At 68.5% G+C, this 23,642-nt stretch carries 22 protein-coding genes; 12 read left to right on the plus strand and 10 right to left on the minus strand.

The window, feature by feature from the left end:
• Nucleotides 1-46: 46 nt before the first annotated feature.
• From DXT68_RS07455 to mutM, 6 genes are all read left to right on the plus strand, one after another.
• Nucleotides 47-2,221, plus strand: coding sequence for an ATP-dependent DNA helicase RecG (locus tag DXT68_RS07455; protein ID WP_045255249.1), 2,175 nt, complete (start codon nt 47-49; stop codon nt 2,219-2,221).
• A gap of 30 nt (nt 2,222-2,251) precedes the next feature.
• Entirely contained in the window at nt 2,252-2,749 is a 498-nt protein-coding gene (coaD, locus tag DXT68_RS07460; RefSeq protein WP_045255248.1) for a pantetheine-phosphate adenylyltransferase, read from the plus strand.
• An 83-nt stretch (nt 2,750-2,832) separates the two neighbouring features.
• Nucleotides 2,833-3,381, plus strand: coding sequence for a YceD family protein (locus DXT68_RS07465; RefSeq protein ID WP_045255247.1), 549 nt, complete (start codon nt 2,833-2,835; stop codon nt 3,379-3,381).
• Between the two features lie 2 nt (nt 3,382-3,383).
• A complete protein-coding gene (rpmF, locus tag DXT68_RS07470) occupies nt 3,384-3,593 on the plus strand; it encodes a 50S ribosomal protein L32 (protein WP_029263535.1) in 210 nt (69 codons plus the stop codon).
• Nucleotides 3,594-3,610: 17 nt separating this feature from the next.
• Entirely contained in the window at nt 3,611-4,303 is a 693-nt protein-coding gene (rnc, locus tag DXT68_RS07475) for a ribonuclease III (protein WP_045255246.1), read from the plus strand.
• A complete protein-coding gene (gene mutM / locus DXT68_RS07480) occupies nt 4,296-5,159 on the plus strand; it encodes a bifunctional DNA-formamidopyrimidine glycosylase/DNA-(apurinic or apyrimidinic site) lyase (protein ID WP_045255245.1) in 864 nt (287 codons plus the stop codon). Before rnc ends, mutM begins: the two co-directional genes overlap by 8 nt.
• 55 nt (nt 5,160-5,214) lie before the next feature.
• On the opposite strand, the gene DXT68_RS07485 is transcribed toward mutM, so the two are convergent.
• The 5 genes from DXT68_RS07485 to DXT68_RS07505 all read right to left on the minus strand — a co-directional run bounded on the left by DXT68_RS07485 (nt 5,215) and on the right by DXT68_RS07505 (nt 9,782).
• A complete protein-coding gene (locus tag DXT68_RS07485; protein WP_045255244.1) occupies nt 5,215-6,537 on the minus strand; it encodes an FtsX-like permease family protein in 1,323 nt (440 codons plus the stop codon).
• Nucleotides 6,534-7,229 (minus strand): ABC transporter ATP-binding protein, encoded by a 696-nt coding sequence (locus DXT68_RS07490; protein ID WP_045255243.1) that lies wholly within the window; start codon nt 7,227-7,229, stop codon nt 6,534-6,536. The genes DXT68_RS07485 and DXT68_RS07490 overlap by 4 nt, the downstream gene beginning before the upstream one ends.
• An 86-nt stretch (nt 7,230-7,315) precedes the next feature.
• On the minus strand, nt 7,316-8,401 hold the full coding sequence (locus DXT68_RS07495) for a GNAT family N-acetyltransferase (protein ID WP_045255242.1): 1,086 nt from the start codon (nt 8,399-8,401) through the stop codon (nt 7,316-7,318).
• Complete coding sequence (locus DXT68_RS07500) at nt 8,398-9,486, minus strand: GNAT family N-acetyltransferase (RefSeq protein ID WP_115760473.1); 1,089 nt, start codon at nt 9,484-9,486, stop codon at nt 8,398-8,400. Before DXT68_RS07500 ends, DXT68_RS07495 begins: the two co-directional genes overlap by 4 nt.
• A gap of 14 nt (nt 9,487-9,500) precedes the next feature.
• Entirely contained in the window at nt 9,501-9,782 is a 282-nt protein-coding gene (locus DXT68_RS07505) for a hypothetical protein (protein WP_045255241.1), read from the minus strand.
• A 527-nt stretch (nt 9,783-10,309) separates the two neighbouring features.
• Here DXT68_RS07505 and smc point away from each other — a divergent pair.
• The gene (gene smc / locus DXT68_RS07510; protein ID WP_045255240.1) at nt 10,310-13,849 is read left to right on the plus strand and encodes a chromosome segregation protein SMC; all 3,540 of its coding nucleotides are present in this window, start codon (nt 10,310-10,312) and stop codon (nt 13,847-13,849) included.
• Between the two features lie 210 nt (nt 13,850-14,059).
• Here the strand turns inward: smc and DXT68_RS07515 are convergent, their stop codons facing one another.
• On the minus strand, nt 14,060-14,722 hold the full coding sequence (locus tag DXT68_RS07515) for a hypothetical protein (RefSeq protein WP_156149316.1): 663 nt from the start codon (nt 14,720-14,722) through the stop codon (nt 14,060-14,062).
• 28 nt (nt 14,723-14,750) lie between these two features.
• Between DXT68_RS07515 and ftsY the strand changes: the two genes are divergently transcribed.
• Nucleotides 14,751-15,623 (plus strand): signal recognition particle-docking protein FtsY, encoded by an 873-nt coding sequence (gene ftsY / locus DXT68_RS07520; protein ID WP_045255238.1) that lies wholly within the window; start codon nt 14,751-14,753, stop codon nt 15,621-15,623.
• A gap of 44 nt (nt 15,624-15,667) precedes the next feature.
• A complete protein-coding gene (locus tag DXT68_RS07525) occupies nt 15,668-16,168 on the plus strand; it encodes a DUF2004 domain-containing protein (RefSeq protein WP_045255237.1) in 501 nt (166 codons plus the stop codon).
• 42 nt (nt 16,169-16,210) lie between these two features.
• Here DXT68_RS07525 and lipA read toward each other — a convergent pair whose 3' ends face one another.
• Both lipA and lipB read right to left on the minus strand, forming a co-directional pair.
• On the minus strand, nt 16,211-17,200 hold the full coding sequence (gene lipA, locus DXT68_RS07530) for a lipoyl synthase (protein ID WP_045255236.1): 990 nt from the start codon (nt 17,198-17,200) through the stop codon (nt 16,211-16,213).
• The gene (gene lipB / locus DXT68_RS07535; protein WP_045255235.1) at nt 17,197-17,856 is read right to left on the minus strand and encodes a lipoyl(octanoyl) transferase LipB; all 660 of its coding nucleotides are present in this window, start codon (nt 17,854-17,856) and stop codon (nt 17,197-17,199) included. Before lipB ends, lipA begins: the two co-directional genes overlap by 4 nt.
• Before the next feature lie 92 nt (nt 17,857-17,948).
• Here lipB and DXT68_RS07540 point away from each other — a divergent pair, with 92 nt between their 5' ends.
• Both DXT68_RS07540 and ffh read left to right on the plus strand, forming a co-directional pair.
• Complete coding sequence (locus tag DXT68_RS07540; RefSeq protein ID WP_045255234.1) at nt 17,949-18,545, plus strand: TetR/AcrR family transcriptional regulator; 597 nt, start codon at nt 17,949-17,951, stop codon at nt 18,543-18,545.
• 61 nt (nt 18,546-18,606) lie between these two features.
• Entirely contained in the window at nt 18,607-20,160 is a 1,554-nt protein-coding gene (gene ffh, locus DXT68_RS07545) for a signal recognition particle protein (RefSeq protein WP_045255233.1), read from the plus strand.
• Between the two features lie 3 nt (nt 20,161-20,163).
• Here ffh and DXT68_RS07550 read toward each other — a convergent pair whose 3' ends face one another.
• Entirely contained in the window at nt 20,164-21,030 is an 867-nt protein-coding gene (locus DXT68_RS07550) for an EamA family transporter (protein WP_045255232.1), read from the minus strand.
• Between the two features lie 78 nt (nt 21,031-21,108).
• On the opposite strand from DXT68_RS07550, the gene DXT68_RS07555 reads away from it, so the two are divergent.
• The gene (locus DXT68_RS07555; protein ID WP_082069033.1) at nt 21,109-22,098 is read left to right on the plus strand and encodes a LysR family transcriptional regulator; all 990 of its coding nucleotides are present in this window, start codon (nt 21,109-21,111) and stop codon (nt 22,096-22,098) included.
• 2 nt (nt 22,099-22,100) lie between these two features.
• Here the strand turns inward: DXT68_RS07555 and glpK are convergent, their stop codons facing one another.
• The gene (gene glpK / locus DXT68_RS07560; RefSeq protein WP_045255231.1) at nt 22,101-23,615 is read right to left on the minus strand and encodes a glycerol kinase GlpK; all 1,515 of its coding nucleotides are present in this window, start codon (nt 23,613-23,615) and stop codon (nt 22,101-22,103) included.
• Nucleotides 23,616-23,642 lie beyond the last annotated feature (27 nt).

A 23,642-nucleotide genomic window follows, 5' to 3' on the forward strand; every position in this document is an offset into this window, starting at 1 on the left:
CAGCCGCGGTGCACGTCGTGTCGGCGCCGCCTTCTAGACTCGGAGCATGTCGCTCACGCTCGATTCGTCGCTGGAGGACGCGCTCGGCGCGACACCCTCGAAGACGCTCGGTCGCGCGTTCGGCATGAAGACCGTCGGCGACCTGCTCTCGCACTATCCGCGGCGGTATGCCGACCCCGGCGAGCTCACGCCGATCCGAGAGCTCCCGATCGGTGAGACCGTGACGATCGTCGCCGAGGTGCTGTCCTCGAGTGCGCGGGCCATGCGCAACCGCCGTGGCGCGATGGTCGATGTGGTGATCGGCGATGGGATCGGCAAGATGTCGCTGACCTTCTTCGCGAAGAACCTGGGGGCGGCGAAGTGGCGCTCAGAAGATCTGGCGGTGGGGCGCCGTGGCGTATTCTCCGGCAAAGTCGGCGAGTTCAACGGCATGACCCAGTTCGCGCATCCGGAGTACGAGCTCTTCGACGACGAAGACGCGGCGCGGCGTCGCGCCGATGCCAGAGCGGCCGTGCTCATCCCCATCTACCCGGCGACGTCGACCCTGCAGACCTGGCAGATCGCGAAGTTCATGGCTCGTGTCCTCGATGCGGTCGATGACGTCCCCGAACCGCTCGCCGACGATGTGCGGGCGCGGGAGGAACTGCTGACGGCGCGAGAGGCGCTCGAACTGATCCACCGCCCCAAGACGCGCAATGACATCGATCCCGCGGTGCGCACCCTGCGCATGCACGAAGCTCTCACGCTGCAGACCGCACTGCTGCAGCAGCGCGATGCGGTGCGCTCGCTCTCGGCGACGGCCCGACCTGCCAGGCCCGGCGGGTTGCTCGAGCGATTCGACGCATCCCTGCCCTACGACCTCACCCCCGATCAGCAGACGGTCGGAGCGCAGGTCGCCGACGACCTCGTCGGCTCCTGGCCGATGAATCGCCTGGTGCAGGGAGAGGTGGGTTCGGGAAAGACGCTGGTGGCGCTGCGCGCGATGCTGCAGGTGGCCGAGTCCGGTGGGCAGGCGGCGCTCATCGCCCCGACCGAGGTGCTCGCAGGACAGCACCTGCGGTCGATCGCGAAGATGCTCGGACCCCAGCTCGGGCCCCTGGTCATGCCCACGCTCCTGACCGGTCAGATGCCGGCGGCGGAGCGCCGCAAAGCGGCGCTGCGGGTCGCCTCCGGTCAGGCGTTGATCGTGGTCGGCACACACGCCCTGCTCGGTGAGAAGACGACTTTCGCGGATCTCGGTCTGGTCGTCGTCGACGAGCAGCACCGTTTCGGCGTGGAGCAGCGCGAGGCGCTCCGCGCGAAGGGATCCAGCCCGCACGCTCTCGTGCTCACGGCCACGCCGATCCCTCGCACCGTCGCGATGACGGTGTTCGGCGACCTCGACACCTCGGTGATCCGCACGATGCCGAAGGGGAGAGCGGGGATCGAGTCGTTCGTCGCACCGCTCGCAGAGCACCCCGGCTGGTTCAACCGGGTCTGGGACAGGGCGGCCGAGGAGATCGCGCAGGGGCGGCAGGTGTTCGCCGTCTGCGCGGCGATCGACACCGCGAAGAAGACGGCCGAGTCGGGCGAGCAGCCGCTCGTGCAACCCGAGGGCGCGGCGGGCCCTCGGTGGGGCGTCGTGCAGCTCGATGAGGCGCTCGAGACGCACCCACGACTCGGAGGCGTGCGGCGGGCCGTGCTGCATGGACGCATGCCCTCGGACGAGAAGGACGCGGTGATGCAGGCGTTCGCCCGTGGGGAGATCGATCTGCTCGTGGCGACCACCGTGATCGAGGTGGGCGTCGACGTGCCGAATGCGTCGACGATGATCGTCCTCGACGCCGACCGGTTCGGAGTGTCGCAGCTGCATCAGCTGCGCGGCCGTGTGGGCCGAGGCGGGGTCCCCGGTCTCTGCCTGCTCGTGACCGAGGCGGAGTCCGGCTCGGTCGCCCGTGAACGGGTCGATGCGGTCGCCGCCACCCTCGACGGCTTCGCTCTCGCCGAGGTGGATCTCGAGCTCCGCGGTGAGGGAGACGTGCTCGGTGCCGCGCAGGCGGGGGTGCGCTCGTCGTTGAAGCTGCTGCGCGTGGTCAAGGACTCGGGGCTCATCGTCAGGGCGCGCGAGCTCGCCGAGAGCATCCTCGCCGCCGATCCCGATCTCGTGGCCAACTCGGGGCTGCGGTCGGCGATCGAGAGGCGTGTGACCGACGACGACCGCGCGGCACTCGCCAAGAACTGACCTGCGCACCATGTGCTTTAGGCTGGGGGGATGAGCAGTCGGATCGCCGTCGTCCCGGGTTCCTTCGATCCGCCGACCCTGGGTCATCTCGATGTGATCCGTCGTGCGGCCAAGCTGTACGACGAACTCCACGTGCTCGTCGTGCACAACCCGGGCAAGGAGGCGATGCTCCCGATCGCCCAGCGCATGTCGCTGATCGAGCAGTCCATCGCCGACGAGGGCATCGGCGACAACGTCGTGGTGGGCTCGTGGAGCATGGGCCTGCTGGTCGACTACGCGCGTGATGTGGGTGCCGGAGTGCTGGTCAAGGGCATCCGCTCTCAGATCGACGTCGCCTACGAATCGCCCATGGCGATCGTGAATCGTCATCTCGCCGACATCGAGACGGTCTTCCTGCTGCCGGATCCCGCCCACGCGCTGGTATCCAGCTCGCTGGTCAGGCAGGTCGCCGGACTCGGCGGCGATGTGTCGCCGTTCGTGCCACCCGCCGTCGCCGCGTTCCTCGACACCGGCTCGCGCGGCATCTAGAGCGCAGCCGGGCGCTGTCGCGCTCAGCCCGGAACCAGCCTCGCACGCCCAGGAGCCGGTACCATTGCGGGGTGCGTTCCCGAATGAATGGTCCTTTCGTCCTGCCCGTCCGCGACATCGTCCGTAGACCGGGCGAGATGCGCGAGCACGAGTTCTCGGTGACCCTGAAGGACGGTTGGGGGGAGGGGATCGTGGCCTTCGAGGCCGGTTCCGAGCTCGACCTCGACGTGCGTCTGGAGTCCGTCCACGAGGGCATCCTGGTGTCGGGAACCGCCGATGCGGAGTACTCCGGCGTGTGCGGTCGCTGCCTCATCGACATCACCCGGCCCGTCGAAGTCGAGTTCCAGGAGCTTTTCGCGTATCCTGGTGAGGAAGAAACTGACTTCGAGGTTCAAGACGACCACGTGGATCTTGAAACTCTGGTCAGGGATGCTGCCGTACTGGCACTTCCTTTTCAGCCGGTGTGTCAGCCGGATTGCCCGGGTCTCGACCCGGAAACGGGCGAGAGGCTGACCGAGAGCACCGGAACGGAGCACGCCGCTCCCATCGATCCTCGGTGGAGTGCGCTCCAGAACATCACAGACCAAGACGGCACGGAAGAATCTCGTGCCGCCGAGAAAGAAGAGAGCTAGTCATGGCTGGTAACCCCCCGAAGCGCAAGGTATCCCGTTCGAACACCCGCTCGCGCCGCGCGCAGTGGAAGGCGGCGCCCGTCGCGCTCGTCAAGACCGTCGAGAACGGCCAGGTCGTCTACAGCCGTCCGCACCAGGCGAAGGTCGTCACCGACTCGCAGGGCACCGAGCTGTTCCTCGAGTACAAGGGTCGCAAGGTCGCCGACGTCTGAGTCGCGACTTCACTACTGTGACGAAGGTCCCTGAGGGGACGAGACATCTCCCAGAGAAGCTCCGCGTCGATATCGACGCGGAGCTTCTGGAGTTGGCTCTCACCCATCGCTCCTACGCGTACGAGCATGGGGGAATCCCTCACAACGAGCGCCTGGAGTTCCTCGGCGATTCTGTGCTCGGTCAGGCCGTCACGGTGATGCTCTTCACCACACACCCCACGCTCGACGAGGGTGAGCTCGCCAAGCGGCGCGCCAGCGTGGTGTCGACGGTCGCCCTGGCGGAGGTCGCACGAGCCATCGGTCTCGGCAGCCATCTGCGGCTCGGCCGAGGCGAGGAGCAGACCGGCGGACGCGACAAGGACTCGATCCTCGCCGACACCATGGAGGCTGTGATCGGGGCGACGTACCTGTCGGCCGGCCCCGACGCCGCGACCGAGCTCGTGCTGCGGTTGACGGCACCGCTGCTGGCCGATCCCGAGCGCTACGGTGCCGCGATGGACCCGAAGACGAGCCTCCAGGAACTCGCGGCTCGCGCCGGATCCACTCCGCCCGTGTACTCGGTCGAGGCGAGCGGACCCGACCATGATCGTCGTTTCCTCGCGACGGTCGTCGTCGGCGATGTCGCGATGACCGGCAAGGGCAGCAGCAAGAAGACCGCCGAGATGGCCGCGGCGCTCAGCGCGTGGCGGCTGCTCAACGAGCGTGCCTGAGCTCCCCGAGGTAGAGGTCGTCAGAGCCGGTCTCGCTCCGGCAGCGACGGGGTCGCTGATCACCGCGGTCTCGGTCCTCGACGAGAGGGCGCTGACCCGTCACGCCGCCGGCGCGGCCGACTTCGTCTCCCGTCTCGAGGGCCGAACGTTCCGCGGAGCCGAGCGGCGGGGCAAGTTCCTCTGGCTGCCGCTCGACTCCGACGTCGATGCGGTGATCGCGCATCTCGGCATGAGCGGACAGATGCTCCTGCGTGCTCCGGATGCCGCAGCCGAACGTCATGAGCGGATCCGCATCTTCGTCGAGCATCCTCAGCACGGCGAGCTTGCGATCGTCTTCGCCGACCAACGCACCTTCGGCTCGCTCGCCGTCGATCGTCTGGTGCCGGATGGCCCGTCGCGCATCCCCACCCAGGTCGCGCACATCGCCAGGGACCCTGTCGATCCGCTGTTCCACGACGCCGAATTCATTCGCGCGCTGACACGCCGGCGGAGTGCCGTGAAGCGGGTGCTGCTCGACCAGCAGGTCATCAGCGGGGTGGGGAACATCTACGCCGACGAATCGCTGTGGGCTGCTCGCATCCACCCCGAGACTTCTGCCGATGCGCTCTCGACGGTGGCGGTGAAGCGGCTGCTCGCCGAGATCAGGATCGTGCTGGCGAAGGCACTCGCCGAGGGCGGGACGAGCTTCGACGCGCAGTACGTGAACGTGAACGGCCAGGCCGGCTACTTCGCCCACTCCCTCAATGCGTACGGGCGGGGCGGCCAGCCGTGCCCACGGTGCGGCACCCTGATCGTCCGGGAGGCGTTCATGAATCGCTCGAGCCACTACTGCCCGAGGTGCCAGCGACGCCGCTGAGCGCACGCCGACACCTCGGATGCCCGACCGTGTTCTGCGGACGATCCGGGCCGCGTCATACGGCCCGGAACGAGCGGCCCAGCAGCGGCGCGGTCGCCCGCGTGCTGGCCCAGACCAGCCCGATGCCGAGCGCCAGGACCCCGCCGATCGTGAGCAGGGATTCCGGCGCGACGATCACTGCGATGCCGAGTAGCGGGAACACCAGCACGGCCGCGCACAGGGCGGAACCGAGCGCGGTGATCAGCAGCGGCGACATGATCGCACGCTGACGGGCGCGGTCGACGGTCGAGACCGGCACCCCGAGCCGGTGCAGGCTCTGGTGCAGCTCACTCTGATCGAGGACGGCGGAGGCCTGATTCACTCCGACGGATGCGGCCACCATCAGGAACGAGGCGACGAGCGTGATGATGAGCCCGGTGCGCATGTCGACCGCGAGCGCGACGTCCGAGGCCGCGGCGGCCTCACCGCCGATCGCGTTGATCAGTGAGACGCCGGTTCCGGCGAACACGGCCATGAAGCTGGCCATGGCGATCCCGTTGACCTGACGCCAGGCGGCCTTGGGGGAGTCGAGCACCATGCGGGCCGCGAGCAGTCTCTCGGGTGTCTGCGCTCGACGGAGGTGACGTGAGGCGGTGATCTTGAGAACCCAGGGCCCGACGAGATTGAGCACCGCGAGCGCGAGCGCGAACGTGGCCGCGAGCACGGCGATCGTGACGGCGAGACCCGCGACCGTGGGGAAGACCTTCACGACCGCGAAGGCGACTGCGATGACCGCGATCCCGATGACGGCTCGAACCCAATGCACGGGGGCGGCCGTCGCCCGCAACCGCACGCCCAGCGGCGAGATGATCACGCGCCGGAGTCCGAGCGCGGAGCTTCCTGCAGCTACGACGAGGATCCCACCGACGACGGCGGCGATGCCGAGCGGCCTCAGCAGCACGGCATCGAGGCCGAGGGCGGCGCCGCGGAAGGGGATCAGCCCGATCAACGGCGAGATCAGCAAGTAGGCGAGCACGCCGGCGATCGCACCAGCGGCGGCGACGATCACCGACTCGATCACCGTGGCGATCCCCACGCCCATCGGCGTGACTCCGAGCAGACGCAGGGTGGAGAGCCGCTCATCCCTCCGACGTGCGGAGAGTCGCGCCGCGGCACCGCCGAGGGTCGTCAGCGGCACCACCAGCAGTACGAGAGCGATCGCGGCCAGCGCCTGATAGAGCGGGGCGAATTCGTCGGTCCATCCCCAGAACGACTGAGCGCCGCCGACGACGGTGAGCACGAGGGCGGTCACGACGCCGAAGGCGACGACGGGAAGCACCACCACGCCGGTCTGCTCCTTCGTGGGACGCAGGAGCAGCGCGAGCACGTTCGGGTTCATGCCGACACCCCCGCCGACACGACCATGCCATCGCGGACCGCGATGATCCGCGAGCACCGTGCGGCGACGTCGGCGTCGTGGGTGACGACAAGCAGGGTTCGCCCCTGACCGGTCGTCGACCACAGGAGCGCGTCCATCACCTCCTGCGACGTGTGCGAGTCCAGGGCGCCTGTCGGCTCGTCGGCGAACACCAGATCGGCGCCGGTCGCCTGGGCGCGTGCGATCGCGACGCGTTGCGCCTGGCCGCCGGAGAGTTCGCCGATGCGGCGATCCTCCATTCCGGCGAGACCGAGTGCGGCGAGCCAGGCGGCGGCGTGAGTGACGGCATCCGCTCTCTTGACGCCGTTGATCATCGAGGCGAGTGCGACGTTCTCGACGGCGGTCAGCTCGGGGATGAGCAGACCCTGCTGGAAGACGAAACCGAACCGCTCCCGCCTCAGGCGCGAGCGCGCGGACTCGCCGAGGGCGGACAGCTCGATCGGCGCACCGGTCGCCGGATGATACGTGACGGCGCCGGTCTCAGGGACGATGATGCCGGCGAGCACGTGCAGCAGAGTGGATTTACCCGACCCCGATGCGCCCATGATGGCGACGGATTCGCCGCGGGCGATGGACAGATCGACGCCGGCGAGAGCATGTGTCTCGCCATAGGTCTTGGTCAGGGTGTGCGCATCGAGGACGGAATTGTTCATGTGTCCAGCCTCGCGGCAGGCACCCGATCGGTGCATCGGCCGGGGGGATGATCCGCCGCGCGCCGAGTACACCGATCGGATGACCTTCACAGACGCCTCTGCCATGCCCCCGAGTACGAGACCGGAACGAAGCCGAGGGCCTCGTTGATGCTCAGCATCGGACGGTTCTCCTCGGCATTGAAGGTCGAGACCGTCGGCGACTGGGGCATGACCTCGCGCCAGTGCAGGAGGTTCACGGTCTTCACCAGTGCACCCAGGCGGTGACCTCGGTGCGCGCTCGAGACCAGTGTGCCGAACTGATGGGTCGCTCCCGTACGGTCCGCCCCGATGAGCAGCTCGTTGTAAGCGACGATGTCACCCGTGGAGATGTGTTGCACGGCCACGATCGAGAGGGCTTGGCCGGCGCCGGCGAGGCGTCTCTCCCGGCGCTCCACCCGGTCGGCGTCCCAGACCTCGGCGACGAAGTCCATGTCTCCGCTCGGCGCGTCGGTCGAGAGACGTGCGAGGATCGCCGCGTATCCCGCGCGGAGCTCCGGGGGAGTCGGCGCCATCCATTGCAGAACGCGATAGTCGTCGCCGGCGGCCGACTCGGCAGCCAGCCTCGCCGCCTGCAGGGGTGCCGGGTCCGTGCGGAGATCGAACTCGCTGTTGCGCTCGACCTGCTCGAGTTCGTACCCCCGTCCCTCCAGGAGGTCGGAGAGGGGGATCGCCGGGATGCGCCCCCATCCGGTGCGCGGCGCGAGCATGCGCTTCGTCTCGATGGGGCGATGCAGCGACCAGATCTGCACCAGCGAGCGATCGCGGGCGCGAGCCTCGATCTCGGCCAGATCGAGCAGGGCGTCCTCGACTCCGTGCCCCCAGTACCGCTCGGGCACCATCAGGTCGACCTCCGCGGCGTGCGCGTCGGCCTCCTGGGCGTAGTCGATCGTGATCATGCCGACGATCTCGTCTCCGCGCCGCGCGACGAAGCCCGTGTGGAGGGTGTCGGTCCCGTCCTGCCATCCGGCCAGCAGCTGAGCGGCGTCAGGAGCGAGATCCGGGAGACCCACGGACTCGTCGCAGATCTGCCGGTTGAGCTCGGCGTAGGCCCGGAAGTCCGCGGCATCCTCGTCGCCGAGCGCGCTCGGCACGGTCAGCGGGGAGATGATCGGCGCGATCTCGATCGTGGTCATGACAGGTCCTTCTTCCAGGCGCCCTCGTAGGCGATGGCGGTGAAGCCCATGGCCTCGTTGATGGCGAGCATGGGCCGGTTCTCCTCGGCGTTGTAGGTGATGATGTCCGTCGACTCCGGTGCGACGTCGATCCACGACAGCAGCGCGGCGCACTTCACCAGCTGGCCGAGACGGTGGCCACGGTGTTCTTTCAGGACGAGAGTGTCGTGCTGATGCGTCGTGCCCGTGCGGTCGGGCCCGATGCCGAGCTCGGTGAAAGCCGCCAGCGCACCCGTCTCGAGGTGCTGTGCGACCGTGACCTGGTATGTCTGGCCCATTTCGGCCAGACGAGCCTCACCCGCGATCAGGCGGTCCGCATCCCACGCCTCTTCGTCGGCTTCGAGATCGGCCGAGGGGGCGTCGGTGGACATGCGCGACTTGAGCCATGCGTAGCCGTCCCGGTGCTCGGGTGGGGTGGGCGCCATCCACTGCCGCACTCGATATCCCGGCGCATGAGCCTCCGCCTCCTCGAAGAGCGAGGCCGCGAGTGCGCGCGCACCGGCGGTCAGATCGAGGCGGCTCACCCGATACACCTGCTCGAGCGTGAAGCCGTGGCGCCGCAGGAACCGTGCGACATGGTCGTCCGGCACGCTTCCGAACCCGGTGCGCGCCTCCAGCCGGGCGCCGTCGCTCGCCTGCTGCTCGGTCCAGTCCTGGATGACGGTGCGACCGTGCTCGCGCACGACTGCTTCCAGATGGGGCAGGATGGCCGTCCCGATACCGCGACCCCACGCCCGTGGGTGCAGTTCGATCGAAGCGTTGGACACCTTCGACCCCTCTTCGTGAGGGATGTCGACCACTGCGCGACCGACCATCTCGCCGGAGACGCGCACGATCCACGCGACCGTGCTCCGTTCCCTGCGGGAGCGGAGCAGAGGCAGCAGGGCCTCGGGGGTGAGGTCCTGCTCCGTGCGGCCCGTCAGCTCGCGGTACACCTCGTTGCGCACGCGGGTCAGCTCGCGGAACTCGTCCGCGTCCGCGGCATCCGCTCGTGCCGGCAGCACGAGCGGATGCAGCGTCGCGTCCTCGATCAGAGAGATGCTCATCTGTGGCCTCCAGGTCAGCGCAGCTGACGCTGCAGGTCGTAGGTGAGCAGAGCGAACGATTCGGCGGGGGTCCGCCCGCGTCGTTCGAGATGCAGCGAGTCGTACGCGGTGGGAGATGCGACGCGATGCTCCCGCCGCGGTCGTTGCGCCCGCTGCAGCAGCCAGAGGCCGATTCGCAGTGACAGTCGATCCGAGAGGGCGAGACGACGCAGCTCGTCGGGGGCGGGGAGATGGAGGACCAGCTGGTCCTCGGTATCGGGCGGATGGGTGAGGTTGCGGTGCAACGTCGTGTTCACGATGTGTCCTTCGAGAGTGTGTGCGGAGCGAGAAGCAGCGCAGGCGCCGTCGACGCGGAGTCTGGGCGCTGTGCTGCGGCGCGCGATCCGGGCTGCGCCGAAGAGGCGACCGCCGGATGCGGCGGGGATCCGTGCTCCGAGGCGGAGCAGAGGGTGGGCGTGCGTACACGCGTCGGAGGAGCCCGAGACGGGCAGAGCGCTGCGGATGCCGCTGCGCGGGATCCTCGGCTCTACGAGAGAGAGCTGGTGCGGACGCCGGCGGCTACCGAATGCGCAAGACGCGGCGCGAACGGCGCGGCGAGGCCAGTGGCCTGTGCAGTGATTGTGATCATCATCGGTAACCTCCTTTCGTGTGGCGATCCGCAGGTTACGGTAGCGACACCCGGGCGTGTCCGTCAAGCACGGACGTGTCCGGTCGGCGTGTCGCGACGAGGTCGAGTTCGTCGTCGACCAGCGCGGGATGCCTGTCGTGCCGCGTGATTCCGGTAGCGTATGGGCGTGATCCACCCCGGAAGCGCGGTACGCGCATGCACCTGAAGAGCCTGACCCTCAAAGGGTTCAAGTCCTTCGCGCAGCCCACGAGCTTCGTCTTCGAACCGGGTGTCACCTGCATCGTCGGACCCAACGGCTCCGGCAAGTCGAATGTCGTCGACGCCCTTGCCTGGGTGATGGGCGAACAGGGTGCCAAGACACTGCGCGGCGGCAAGATGGAGGACGTCATCTTCGCCGGCACCTCGACGAGGGGGCCGCTGGGGCGCGCCGAGGTGCAGCTCACGATCGACAACAGCGACGGCGCGCTGCCCATCGAGTTCGCCGAGGTGACGATCAGCAGGACGCTGTTCCGCAGCGGCTCGAGCGAGTACGCCATCAACGGGGAGACCTGCCGTCTGCTCGACCTGCAGGAACTGCTCAGTGACTCCGGGCTCGGGCGCGAGATGCACGTGATCGTCGGGCAGGGTCGTCTGGACACCGTGCTGCAGGCGTCCCCCGAGGACCGTCGCGGCTTCATCGAAGAAGCCGCGGGCATCCTCAAACATCGACGGCGCAAGGAGAAGACGCTCCGCAAGCTCGATGCGATGGAGACGAACCTCACCCGCCTCAGCGACCTCGCGGGGGAGATCCGCCGACAGCTCAAGCCCCTCGGGCGCCAGGCCGAGGTCGCTCGAGAGGCCGCGACGATCGCTGCCGTGGTCCGTGATGCCAAGGCGCGTATCTTCGCCGACGACGTGGTCGCACTGCGTACCGCGTTGGCGGACCACACCCGTACGGAGCACGAGCGGCACACCGAGCGTCTGGTGCTGTCGGATCAGGCCGAGGCCGTTCGAGCCGGCATCGCGCGACTCGAACAGGATCAGAACTCCGTCGCGGTCGACCAGGCACGCGGCGTCGCTTTCGGACTCGAACAGGTTCAGGAGCGGATGCGCGGTCTGTACACGCTCGCCAATCAGCGGCTCGCGCTCCTCGGATCCGAGGAGGACGATGCGGCCGTGGCCTCCGTCACCGTGACGCAGAGCACGATCGACGATGCGAAGGACGAGATCACCGAGATCTCCGCCGGACTCGGCGATGCTCAGGAAGCAGCGACGGCGGCGAGCAGGGAGGTCGTGCTGGCGCGTGCCGAGCTCGACACCCTCGACGTCGACATCGCCGAGCAGAGCGCTCTGGTCTCGGCCTACGACATGCGCATCAGCTCTCTTCGGGGAACGGCCGATGCTGCGGCCTCCGCTCTGGCCGCCGTGCGTGGTGCCGTGCTGCGCCAGGAGAATGCGCTCGAGGCCGCCGAGAACCGCCGTCGTGAGGCCGCGGAGGCACTCGAGGCGATCGACGATGCCGAGGCACCCGAGGGGACGGCCGCCGAGCATTCCGCTGCGTACGAGACGGCACAACGCGCGGCGACGGCTGCGGAGACCGAGCGGGAGGCACTGCGCGAGCGGCTGCACGCGGCGGAGCGGGAGGTCGATGCGCTCACCGCGAAGTCCGCCGCACTCGGCAGCGCCCTGGCCATCTCGGGCGGCGCGGCAGAGATCGTCAAGAACGGTGGTGACGGCATCCTCGGTCTGGTCGGTGATGCGGTGCAGGTCAGAGCCGGATTCGAGGCGGCGATCGCTGCGGTTCTCGGCCCGCTCGCCGAGGGGGTGCTGGTCGGCGATTCCGCCGATGCCTTCTCCCTCGCCCACGATGCGGCCGCACAGCGCAGGGGAGTGGTCGACTTCGTGGTCGCCGATGCCCCGCGACCGACGGTCGATCTTCCCGTTCTCGAGGGCGTGACGCCCGCGGTCGACACGGTCACCGCACCTGACGGAGTGCTCGGGATCCTGTCGCACGTGCTGATCGCAGACGGGCTCGACGCCGCCCGCAGCGCCCGCGCCGCACTCGATGCCACAGGCGACACCACCACGACGATCGTCACCACCGGAGGCGATGTCGTCACCGCACAGACTCTGCGCACAGGGTCGGGCGGCGAGCGATCCCGACTCGAGCTCGCGGCCGAGCGCGACGCCGCGAACGAGCGGCTCGCTGAGGTGCAGGTGATCGTCGACACGCTGCGCGAGGCGCGCGAGGAGGCGAACGAGGCCGTCGAGGTCTCTCGTCGACATGCCAAGGACGCGCTGCGTGCTCTGCGCGAGCACGACGCAGCGCTCGCCAGTCACGCCGAGCAGGTGAACCGCATCACGGTCACACACGAGTCGGCGGTCGCCGAGTGCGAGCGCCTGGAGGCCGGACTGGAACAGGCGCAGAAGGCGGTCGAAGACGCCGCGGCGAAGGCGGAGTCCACGAAGGCGGAGTTGGACGCGGCAGTGTCGGCGCCGCGTCCGGTGCTCGACGCATCCGCGCGAGACGGTCTTCTGGAGACCCTCGAGCTCGCTCGCGAGGCCGAGGTGCGGGCGCGACTCGACATCGAGACGCTCCGTGAGCGCGTACGTGCGGCGCAGTCGAGGGTCGCGAGCCTGGAGCGACAACGCGAACAGGAGCGGGACGCCGCGGCCGAGGCCGCCCGCCGCGCGGTCGTCAGGCGGGCGCAGCGCGAAGCCGCCGCCGGTGTCGCGTCGGAGCTGCCGCGGATCCTGGATTCGATAGATCGGTCCGTCACCGAGGCGAGGGTCGTGCTGGCCGAGGCCGAAGCCGCGCGCTCGGCGCAGAACGAGGAGCTCACCGCACTGCGCGCGCAGGAATCGTCGTTGCGGGAGCGTCTCGCAGGACTGACGGAGAGCGTCCACGGACTCGAACTGCAGATCCACGAGAAGAAGCTCCACCTCAACAGCCTGCTCGAGCGCGTCGCGTCCGAACTCGCACTGGACGAAGATATTCTCGTTACGGAATATGGCCCGGATCAGCTTGTTCCACGCGACCCCGGTGCGGCGGCCAGCGATGGCGACCAGGCGGACGACCCGGCGATCCCGTTCGATCGCCGCATCCAGCAGCGTCGACTCGCTGATGCCGAACGCAAGCTCGCTCAGCTCGGTCGCGTCAATCCGCTTGCCCTGGAGGAGTTCGCAGCCCTCGAGCAGCGGCACGCGTTCCTGACCGAGCAGCTGGCAGATCTGACGCAGACCCGTCAGGATCTGCTGACCATCATCGCGGACCTCGACGAGCGCATGCAGATCATCTTCGCGAGCGCATTCGAGGACACGAAGCGAGCGTTCGGCGAGGTGTTCCCCCTGCTGTTCCCCGGCGGGTCGGGCAGCATCTCGCTCACCGACCCCGACAACATGCTGACGACGGGCATCGAGGTCTCCGTGCGACCTGTCGGCAAGAAGATCGAGAGGCTCTCGCTCCTCTCCGGTGGCGAGCGCTCACTCGCGGCGGTGGCGCTTCTGGTCGCCATCTTCAAAGCGCGGCCGAGCCCGTTCTACATCCTCGACGAGGTCGAGGCGGCTCTCGACGACGCGAACCTCGGCCGGCTCCTGACCGTGTTCGAACAGCTTCGCGAGAGTTCCCAGCTCCTCGTCATCACGCATCAGAAGCGCACGATGGAGATCGCGGATGCGCTGTACGGCGTCTCGATGCGCCAGGACGGCGTCTCGGCCGTCGTCGGTCAGCGTGTCGGCGACCGCGCTGCCGTCTGACCCGGCATCCGTTCGGGCGCCCTGATCACGACAGATTCGGATTCATTCGGGCACGGATTCGCCCGCTCCCGAACACGGACTCGCCCGCTCCCGGGCACGGATGCGGATGCTGCGCCACGCCACGCCGACCGGAGCCTCCGATCCCCGGCGCGCCGCATCCGTCATCCGAAGTCGTGCTCAGGATGCGGCCGCCGATGGTGTGCTGGATCGTCAGGCGCGGAGATCCGCGGCGAACCTGCTGACGAGTTCGCGGAAACCCGGAGCATCCTGCGGTCTGTGCCCGTGACCGCTCAGGATCTCGTGGGTGGCGCCCCCATGCGTGAGGTCGGCGGCGATCTGCTCATACTCGTCGTTCCAGCCGCCGGTCACGACCAGGGTCGGGATGCCGTGCACCATCCGCTCGCGCACTCCGTGGCCCCAGGGAAGAGCCGTCCGGGCCCAGTGCCGCGCGAGAGCCTGTTCCCTGTCCCACAGCTCGGGCCGGAATGACCCGCCGAACATGACTGGGCGCAGCATCATCCAGAAGCCACGGACATCGCCTGCTGCGGCCAGTGCCCGAGCCTCGGTGACGATGGCGATGTGGCGTTCGATGGACGGGTGCCCGCGGGAGATGTCATACAGTGCCGGCTCGACGAGGACCATCCCGGCCACGTCGAGGTGAGCGGCGGCGAGCACAGTCGGTACCGCGCCGATGGAGTGAGCGACGAACAGCGTTCGAGCATGCGCTCGTGTCGACAGCAGCTCGCTCACCTGCGTGGCGATCGCGCTGTCGGGGGTGAACGAGACGAAGTCGCCGTCCGCGGCGTCGAGTCTCGGCCATGCGTCCGTGCCACGCCGTCCGGCCCCATGGACGAACACGTGTTCGGGAGGCATCTCAGGATGGTACCCGTAGGCTGGACCCATGGCGGAGAAGTCCTGGTCCCTCACCCGTGCACTGCGCGGGATGTTCGTCAAGCCCACGATCGACGAGACGACGTGGGAAGACCTCGAGACGGCGCTGATCACGGCGGACTTCGGTCCGGACATCAGCGAGCGCGTCGTCGACGAACTGCGTGAGAAGGTCGAGCGTTTCCGCACCACCGATCCGCAGGATCTGCAGCGCATGCTCCGCGAGACGCTCGAGGAACATTTCGCGAAGTTCGATACCACGCTGAAGCTCACCGAACGGCCGGCCGTGGTGCTCGTCGTCGGGGTGAACGGCGTCGGCAAGACCACGACCATCGGCAAGTTCACCAAGTTCCTCCGCGGATTCCAGCGCAGCGTGGTCGTCGGCGCTGCCGACACGTTCCGCGCGGCCGCGGTCGACCAACTGGCCACCTGGGCGCAGCGCGGCGGCGCCGCCATCGTACGCCCCCAGCAGGAGGGGCAGGATCCGGCATCCGTCGCCTTCCAGACCATCGAGTACGCCAAGCGCGAGGGCATCGAGATCGCGATCATCGACACCGCGGGCAGGCTGCACACCAAGGGCGGTCTGATGGACGAGCTCACCAAGATCCGTCGGGTCATCGAGAAGCAGGCTCCGATCAGCGAGGTGCTGCTGGTGCTCGATGCCACCACGGGTCAGAACGGCGTCATGCAGGCCGAGGCGTTCCTCGAGCACGCGGGGGTGACGGGGCTGGTCCTCACCAAGCTCGACGGCTCCGCCAAAGCAGGTTTCGTCCTCGCCGTCCAGGAGCGCACCGGCATCCCGGTCAAGCTCCTCGGACAGGGCGAGGGAATCGACGATCTCACCGGATTCACCCCCCATGTCTTCGTCCAGTCGCTCGTCGGCTGACGACGGGACTACCGCCGCGAGCACGAGGCTGGTTTCATAGCGTTATGGCGATCGAACACGACTACTTCGGACTCCTGTCGTCAGGACCCGACGGCTCGATCTTCTGGTCGGAGACCGTGGAACTCGGTGACCAGAGCGTCACCGTCGATCTCACGGCCCCTGATCAGGACGACGTCTCCACTGACGCCCTCGACATCGCAGCGTCGCTGATCGCCGGGCTGGAGAGCGTCGACGACACCTCCCGCCGTGGGATGCTCGCAGAGGTCGACGACCGCACCAGCGAGGTGACCGAGTACATCCTGCAGCAGCAGGAGGCGTACGGCGACGAGCTGGAGGATGTGCTGGTCGATGTGAGCGGCGATGCCGCCGTCGACATCATCCGCTCGCTGCGGCTGATGAGCATGACGATCCTGGCCGACGAGCACGGAGGATCCGAGCCGTTCGCCGTGCTCGAGTACGCACTCGACGCCGGCACCACAGACGATGTGCTGCTCGTGAACCTCGGTTCCGACGGCAGCGTGCAGTCGGTGATGAGTGCCGACTGAGAGGTCGGCACGGGTGGGACTCCGTATGACGGAAGCCGCCGCTCAGACGGCCTGAGCGAACCCGAGGTCGGCGCTCTCGGCGATATGCGCGAGGTGCGGGGGGATCTCCCGTCCCTTCGACACCATCGACTGGGCCCACAGGCGACCGGCGCGGTATGACGAGCGCACCAGGGGACCGGCGAGCACGCCGAGGAAGCCGATCCGCTCCGCCTCCTCCTTGAACTCCACGAACTCTGCGGGCTTCACCCACCGGGAGACCGGCAGGTGCCGAGGCGACGGGCGCAGGTACTGGGTGATGGTGATGATGTCGCACCCGGCGTCATGCAGGTCCTGCAGCGCCTGCACCACCTCCTCCGGTTCCTCGCCCATGCCGAGGATGAGGTTGGACTTGGTGATCAGGCCCGCGGTGCGCCCCTGGGTGAGCACGTCGAGTGAGCGCTCGTACCGGAATGCCGGACGGATGCGCTTGAAGATGCGGGGCACCGTCTCGACATTGTGCGCGAACACCTCGGGACGCGCGTCGAAGATCTGGTCGAGGAATGCGGGATCCGCGTTGTGCTCGTTCGCCAGCAGCTCGACACCCGTGTTCGGGTTGAGCTCGTGGATCCTGCGGACGGTCTCGGCGTTGAGCCATGCGCCGGTGTCGGGGAGGTCGTCGCGGGCCACGCTCGTGACTGTGGCGTAGCGGAGGTTCATGCGCGCCACGCTCTCGGCGACCCGGCGCGGTTCGTCGGTGTCGTAGGCGTCGGGCTTGCCCGTGTCGATCTGGCAGAAGTCGCAGCGTCTCGTGCACTGCGAGCCGCCGATCAGGAACGTCGCCTCGCGGTCCTCCCAGCATTCGAAGATGTTGGGGCAGCCGGCCTCCTGGCAGACGGTATGGAGGTCTTCGCTCTTCACCAGCGAATGCAGAGCCGTGTACTCGGGCCCCATCTTCGCCTTGGTCTTGATCCATTCGGGCTTGCGCTCGATGGGGGTCTCCGCGTTGCGGATCTCGAGGCGGAGGAGCTTGCGTCCCTCGGGTGCGGCGGTCATGCGGGAACTCCTGCGTGGTGGGCGGTCGAGTACTCGGCGAGGAAGGCGGCGGACACGGCGTCGACGATGTCGGCGGGGGAGAGGTCAGCTCCGACGACCTCGCTCACAGTCGTGACGCCCGCGTCGGTGATGCCGCAGGGGATGATGCCTCCGAAACCGGCGAGGCTGTTGTCGCAGTTGATCGCGAAGCCGTGCATGGTGACGCCCTGCTGCACACGCACACCGATCGCGGCGACCTTGTCCTCCGAGAGGGGGCGACGCACCCAGACGCCGCTCCGGCCGTCGACCTGATATCCGTCGACACCGAATGGGCGCAGCACGTCGATCAGCACGCGTTCGAGACGACGCACATGGGCCACGACGTCCATCGGCTCAGGGAGGCGGACGATCGGATACCCGACGAGCTGCCCCGGGCCGTGCCAGGTGATCTTCCCACCGCGATCGACATCGATGACGGGCGTGCCGTCGTGGGGTCTCTCCTGTGGTTCCGTGCGCTTGCCCGCCGTGTACACGGCCTCGTGTTCCAGAAGGATGAGCGTGTCGGGGCGAACGCCTGAGACCACGTCGGCGTGCACGCGGCGCTGCAGATCCCATCCCTCGGCATAGGGGATGCAGTCAGGCGCGAGGCCCGGAGTCAGGATGTCGAGCGTGGTCATGTCACTCCCACTCGGGATAGATGGATTGCGTCTAACAATACCCTCATCTGTGATCCGCGTCACCGTGACGCGTCGCGCGGTAGCGTGTGAGCATGACCAGCACGAGCCGCGCCGGACGCCCCAGGGCGTCATCCCGCGAGACGCTGGCCGACGCTGCATGCGAGCTCTTCCTCGAGCGCGGCTACGACGCGACCTCCGTGGCTGACATCACCCAGCGGGCAGGGGTGAGCCGGTCGAGCTTCTTCAACTACTTCTCCTCGAAGAGCGACGTGCTGTGGTCGGGCTTGGACGACCGGATCGCGGCAGCGGTCGATGACCTGAGCGCCGTGCCGCAGGATCGCCAGGGAAGCGAGGTCCGGCGGATCCTCACGACCCTGGTCGCGGACTTCGCACCGGACAGTCTTGCCCTCGCCATGACGAACGCGTCCGCGATGGGGCTCGACGATGAACTGGTGCAGGATGCGGCGCTGCGCCAGGCACGGCTCTCGGCGGCACTTCGAGACCTCGCCCTGCGGTCGGGCGTCGCCGCGGTGGCCGCGGACATCGTCGCCGCCACCTGGTCGGCGGCCGTCCTCGCGGCAGTGCGGGCATGGGCGGAGAGCGGCGCCGGGCGGGGCACGGTCTCGGAGAGGTTCGACGACGCGGTGCAGGCCGTCGACGCGCTGCCCTGGCGGGCGTCGACGCGCTGACCGCGTTCGCGCGCATCCCGCGCCGAGATCTGTCTCCGAGTCGCGTAAACTCGGTGTCACCATGGCTACCTTTGGCACGCTCTCCGATCGGCTCACCGAGACCTTCCGCAATCTGCGCACGAAGGGAAAGCTCACCGCGGCCGACGTCGACGGCACAGTGCGCGAGATCCGTCGCGCACTGCTCGATGCCGACGTCGCGCTCGTCGTCGTCAAGGAGTTCACTGCGAAGGTGCGCGAGCGAGCACTGGGTGATGAGGTCAACAAGGCGCTCAACCCGGCGCAGCAGGTCGTGCAGATCGTCAACGAGGAGCTCGTCCAGATCCTGGGCGGAGAGCAGCGCCGCCTGCGGTTCGCCAAGACCGCGCCGACCGTGATCATGCTCGCAGGACTGCAGGGCTCAGGAAAGACGACCTTCGCCGGCAAGCTCGCCAAGCAGCTCGAGGGAGAGGGGCACACGCCTCTGCTCGTCGCCGCCGACCTGCAGCGTCCGAACGCCGTCAACCAGCTGCAGGTCGTGGCCGCGCAGGCGGGCGCCACGGTCTACGCCCCCGAACCCGGCAACGGCGTCGGTGACCCGGTGCGCGTGTCACGCGACGGCGTCGAGCATGCGCGTCGTCACCAGCACGATGTCGTCATCATCGACACCGCCGGTCGTCTCGGTGTCGATGCCGAGCTGATGAAGCAGGCTTCGGACATCCGCAAGGCGACAGACCCCGACGAGGTGCTCTTCGTCATCGACGCGATGATCGGTCAGGATGCGGTCAACACCGCGAAGGCCTTCCAGGAGGGTGTGGACTTCACCGGCGTCGTGCTCTCCAAGCTCGACGGTGACGCGCGCGGTGGTGCAGCGCTGTCCGTCGCCTCGGTGACCGGCCGGCCGATCATCTTCGCCTCGACCGGCGAGCGACTCGAGGACCTCGAGCCCTTCTACCCCGACCGTATGGCGAGTCGCATCCTCGACCTCGGTGACATCCTCACCCTCATCGAACAGGCCCAGCAGGCCTTCGATGAGGAAGAGGCCGTCAAGATGGCCGAGAAGCTCGCCACCGAGCAGTTCACCCTCGAAGACTTCCTCGACCAGCTTCAGCAGATGAAGAAGATGGGATCGATGAAGAAGATGCTGGGGATGCTCCCCGGCATGGGGCAGATGAAGCAGCAGCTCGATGACTTCGATGAGCGCGAGATCGATCGCACCGAGGCCATCATCCGGTCGATGACGCCGGGCGAGCGCCGCAACCCGAAGGTCCTGAACGGATCGCGTCGGCTGCGCATCGCGCGCGGCTCAGGGATGACGGTCACCGACGTCAATCAGCTCGTGCAGCGCTTCGACCAGGCGGCCAAGATGATGAAGACCGTCGCACGCGGAGGCACACCGAACATTCCGGGTATGGGATCGATGCCCGGAATGGGCAAGCCCGGCGCGTCGTCGAAGCGCGGCAAGAAGGGCAAGTCCGCCGCCGGTTCTCGCTCCGGTAACCCCGCGAAGCGCGCTGCCGAGAACGCGGGGATCGCGCCGTCTTCGTCGCCGACGGGATCGGGCTTCGGCCTCGGCGGTGCGAAGGCGCCCAGCGAAGCCGACCTCGCCGAGATCCAGAAACTGTTCGGCAAGGGCTGACGCTCAGGCGCGAGGGCGGCGCAGCGCTCCGAGCTGCCCCGCGACGAGAGCCAGCAGGACGAGTGCGAGGCCGACCGTCTGCACAGGAGCGAACCTCTCTCCGGCGACCAGCGTGCCCAGAATCGCTGCGACCACGGGGGAGAGCAGCGCGAGCAACCCCGGCGCGATCACCGGCAGCTGCTGGATGCCGCGGAACCAGAGCGTGTACGCGAGCAGGCCGCCGACGCTCCCGAGCCACAGGTAGCCGAGGGCTGCAGTGCCGTCGATCGCCGGGGGGAGACCTTCGAACATGAGCGTGAGCGGCAGCAGAAAGAGCCCACCGGCGGTCAGCTGCCAGCCCGCATACGCGACAGGGCCGACGCCGGACGGCCGACCCCAGCGTTTGGTGAGAACCATCCCGAGAGCGGTCGCGGTCACGCCCCCGGTCGCCGCGAGCACACCGAGCAGGTCGAGCGATGCCGCCGGACTCAGCACGATCAGTGCCACGCCGGCCGCGCCTACGACGGCGGCAGTCGCCGCCGTCGGGCGGATGCGCTCCTGCACGACGAGTGCGCCCAACGCGAGGATGATCAGTGGCTGCACGCCGGCCACGGCGGCGGCGACACCTCCGGGCAGCCGCTCTGCAGCGACGAAAAGGAGCGCGAAGAAGGCGCCGATGTTGAGGATGCCGAGGATCACGGCTTTGCCCCACCAGCCCCCACGCGGCAGCGTGCCGCCGATCGCGAGAGCGATGATGCCGGCGGGGAGAGCCCTCAGCACGCCTGCCAGAAGGGGATGACCTGCGGGGAGGAGCGCGGTCGTCACCAGGTACGTGGTGCCCCAGGAGATCGGGGCCAGCGCAGTGAGGAGGAGTGTCGCGGTGCGGTTCATCCTTCCATCGTGGGATGCACCTTCGAATGAGTCCAATGCATGCTTGTCACCGAAGACATGAGGATAGATCATGGATACATGGAACTGCAGCAGCTGAGGTACGTCATCGAGGTCGCCGCGACGTCGAGCTTCACCCGCGCGGCGGAGCGATGCTTCGTGACGCAATCCGCTCTCAGCCATCAGGTGGCAGCACTCGAGCGCGAGCTCGGAGAGCGTCTGTTCGTCCGATCGAGTCGCAGCGTCCGCGTCACCGAGGCGGGGGAGGCCTTCCTCGAGCACGCGCGCACCGCAGTCGCCGCGGCAGAGAACGCCAGGGATGCGGCGAGCTCGGCAGGAGGACGGGTCGTGGGCACGCTCCGTCTGGGCATCATCCCCACGGTCACCGCGCTCGACGTGCCCGCGCTCATCGCGCGATTCCGCTCCGCCCATCCGGACGCCAGGGTCGAGCTCACCGTCGGGAACAGCGACGCGCTCGTCGACGCGCTGCGCCGGGGCGAGCTCGATGCCGCACTGCTCGGCCTGCGGCCAGGCGTGGAGCCTCGCGGCGTCGCGGTGCGTGAGCTCTCGCGGGAGCGGCTCGTGGCAGCGGTGCCGCGAGCACATCGCCTGGCTGGGCGCCGGCGCGTGCGCCTGGCCGACCTCGCGGACGAGACCTTCGCGGACTTCCCGTCCGGCACGTCGGGGCGCGCGCAGAGCGACGCCGCATTCGCTGCGGCGGGCATCGCGCGTGACGTGGCCTTCGAGGCGGACTCTGCCGCGCTCATGCTCGGACTCGTGAGCGCCGGGGTCGCCGTGACGCTGCTGGCGCCGGGGGCGGTCGCCTCCGCCGCCTCCGGCGTGGTCGCCGTCGCGGTGTCCGACGGGCCGGAGCGGATCGAGTACGCGGCGTGGGACGCCCGCTCGCCACGCGGTGTCACATCCGCTCTGCTCCGCGCGATCGAGGGGCTCGCCCCGGTCGGGAGAGACGCGGCGACCCCTGACGACGAAGCGGGCCCCGACGACGAAGCGGGCCCGGACGACGAAGCGGGCCCGGAGGAATCCTCCGAGCCCGCTCCCTCACGACACTGAGGTCACTTCACGTCTTCGTCGACCCAGTCCATCGACTTGTCGACGGCCTTGCGCCACAGGCGCAGCTGGCGATCGCGCTCGGCCTCGTCGAGCGACGGCTCCCACCGGCGGTCCTCCTGCCAGTTCGCGGAGAGGTCGTCGAGACCGTTCCAGAAGCCGACCGCGAGCCCGGCCGCGTATGCCGCGCCGAGGGCGGTGGTCTCTGCGACCACGGGACGGACCACCGGCACGCCGAGGACGTCCGCCTGGAACTGCATGAGCGCATCGTTCGCGACCATGCCGCCGTCGACCTTGAGCTCGGTGAGATCCACGCCCGCATCCGCGTTCACCGCGTCGAGCACGTCGCGGGTCTGGAAGGCCACGGCCTCCAGAGCGGCGCGCGCGATGTGGTTCTTGTTCGCGTAGCGGGTGAGACCGACGATCGCGCCGCGCGCGTCCGGGCGCCAGTACGGGGCGAACAGGCCGGAGAAGGCCGGCACGATGTACACGCCGCCGTTGTCCTCGACCTTCTCGGCCAGCTCCTCGACCTCGGGGGCAGAGGAGATGATCCCCAGCTGATCGCGCAGCCACTGGATCAGCGACCCGGTGACGGCGATCGAGCCCTCGAGCGCGTAGTGCGTGGGCTGGTCGCCGAGCTTGTAGCCGACGGTGGTCAGCAGGCCGTTCTTCGAGTGGACGATCTCCTCGCCCGTGTTGAAGATCAGGAAGCAACCGGTGCCGTAGGTGTTCTTGCTCTCGCCCTGCTGGAACGCGGCCTGGCCGAAGGTGGCGGCCTGCTGGTCGCCGAGGATGCCTGCGATCGGGGTCTCCCGCAGCAGCGAGGAGTCCTCTGCGGCGCCGTAGACCTCGGAGGAGGAGCGGATCTCCGGCATCATCGAGCGCGGGACGCCGAAGGCCTCGAGGATGTCGTCACGCCACTCGAGCGTCTCGAGATCCATGAACATCGTGCGCGAGGCGTTCGTGACGTCCGTGACGTGCACGCCGCCGTCGACGCCGCCCGTGAGGTTCCAGAGCACCCAGCTGTCGGTGGTGCCGAAGATCAGGTCACCGGCCTCCGCCTTCTCGCGGGCCCCGTCGACGTTCTCGAGGATCCACGCGATCTTCGTGCCCGAGAAGTAGGTCGCGAGCGGAAGGCCGACGATGGGCTTGAAGCGCTCGACGCCGCCGTCCGCCGCGAGGCGGTCGACGATCGCCTGCGTACGGGTGTCCTGCCAGACGATGGCGTTGTAGGCGGGCTTGCCGGTGGTCTTGTCCCAGACGACTGCGGTCTCGCGCTGGTTGGTGATTCCGACCGCGGCGATGTCATGACGGGTCAGGTCGGCGCGGCTCAATGCCAGACCGATGACCTCCTGCACGTTGCGCCAGATCTCGGAGGCATCGTGCTCGACCCACCCGGCCTTGGGCAGGATCTGCTCGTGCTCCTTCTGGCCCGTCGCGATGATGCTGCCCTTCTTGTCGAAGATGATCGCGCGGCTCGATGTGGTTCCCTGGTCGATGGCGAGGATGTAGTCAGCCATGGTGTTCTCCTTTGAAGTCAGGTTCGG

This window comes from Microbacterium foliorum, from assembly GCF_003367705.1.
GTDB lineage: Bacteria > Actinomycetota > Actinomycetes > Actinomycetales > Microbacteriaceae > Microbacterium > Microbacterium foliorum.

Coding starts and splice junctions, on each gene's coding strand:
- glpK (WP_045255231.1), bottom strand. CDS start 23,615: ATGGCTGACTACATCCTCGCCATCGACCAGGGAACCACATCGAGCCGC.
- DXT68_RS07515 (WP_156149316.1), bottom strand. CDS start 14,722: ATGCCTCCCGAACACGTGTTCGTCCATGGGGCCGGACGGCGTGGCACG.
- DXT68_RS07465 (WP_045255247.1), top strand. CDS start 2,833: ATGAATGGTCCTTTCGTCCTGCCCGTCCGCGACATCGTCCGTAGACCG.
- DXT68_RS07525 (WP_045255237.1), top strand. CDS start 15,668: ATGGCGATCGAACACGACTACTTCGGACTCCTGTCGTCAGGACCCGAC.
- DXT68_RS07485 (WP_045255244.1), bottom strand. CDS start 6,537: ATGAACCCGAACGTGCTCGCGCTGCTCCTGCGTCCCACGAAGGAGCAG.
- DXT68_RS07500 (WP_115760473.1), bottom strand. CDS start 9,486: ATGAGCATCTCTCTGATCGAGGACGCGACGCTGCATCCGCTCGTGCTG.
- rpmF (WP_029263535.1), top strand. CDS start 3,384: ATGGCTGGTAACCCCCCGAAGCGCAAGGTATCCCGTTCGAACACCCGC.
- DXT68_RS07490 (WP_045255243.1), bottom strand. CDS start 7,229: ATGAACAATTCCGTCCTCGATGCGCACACCCTGACCAAGACCTATGGC.
- smc (WP_045255240.1), top strand. CDS start 10,310: ATGCACCTGAAGAGCCTGACCCTCAAAGGGTTCAAGTCCTTCGCGCAG.
- DXT68_RS07540 (WP_045255234.1), top strand. CDS start 17,949: ATGACCAGCACGAGCCGCGCCGGACGCCCCAGGGCGTCATCCCGCGAG.
- DXT68_RS07495 (WP_045255242.1), bottom strand. CDS start 8,401: ATGACCACGATCGAGATCGCGCCGATCATCTCCCCGCTGACCGTGCCG.
- DXT68_RS07550 (WP_045255232.1), bottom strand. CDS start 21,030: ATGAACCGCACCGCGACACTCCTCCTCACTGCGCTGGCCCCGATCTCC.
- lipA (WP_045255236.1), bottom strand. CDS start 17,200: ATGACCGCCGCACCCGAGGGACGCAAGCTCCTCCGCCTCGAGATCCGC.
- DXT68_RS07455 (WP_045255249.1), top strand. CDS start 47: ATGTCGCTCACGCTCGATTCGTCGCTGGAGGACGCGCTCGGCGCGACA.
- DXT68_RS07555 (WP_082069033.1), top strand. CDS start 21,109: ATGGAACTGCAGCAGCTGAGGTACGTCATCGAGGTCGCCGCGACGTCG.
- ftsY (WP_045255238.1), top strand. CDS start 14,751: ATGGCGGAGAAGTCCTGGTCCCTCACCCGTGCACTGCGCGGGATGTTC.
- lipB (WP_045255235.1), bottom strand. CDS start 17,856: ATGACCACGCTCGACATCCTGACTCCGGGCCTCGCGCCTGACTGCATC.
- coaD (WP_045255248.1), top strand. CDS start 2,252: ATGAGCAGTCGGATCGCCGTCGTCCCGGGTTCCTTCGATCCGCCGACC.
- ffh (WP_045255233.1), top strand. CDS start 18,607: ATGGCTACCTTTGGCACGCTCTCCGATCGGCTCACCGAGACCTTCCGC.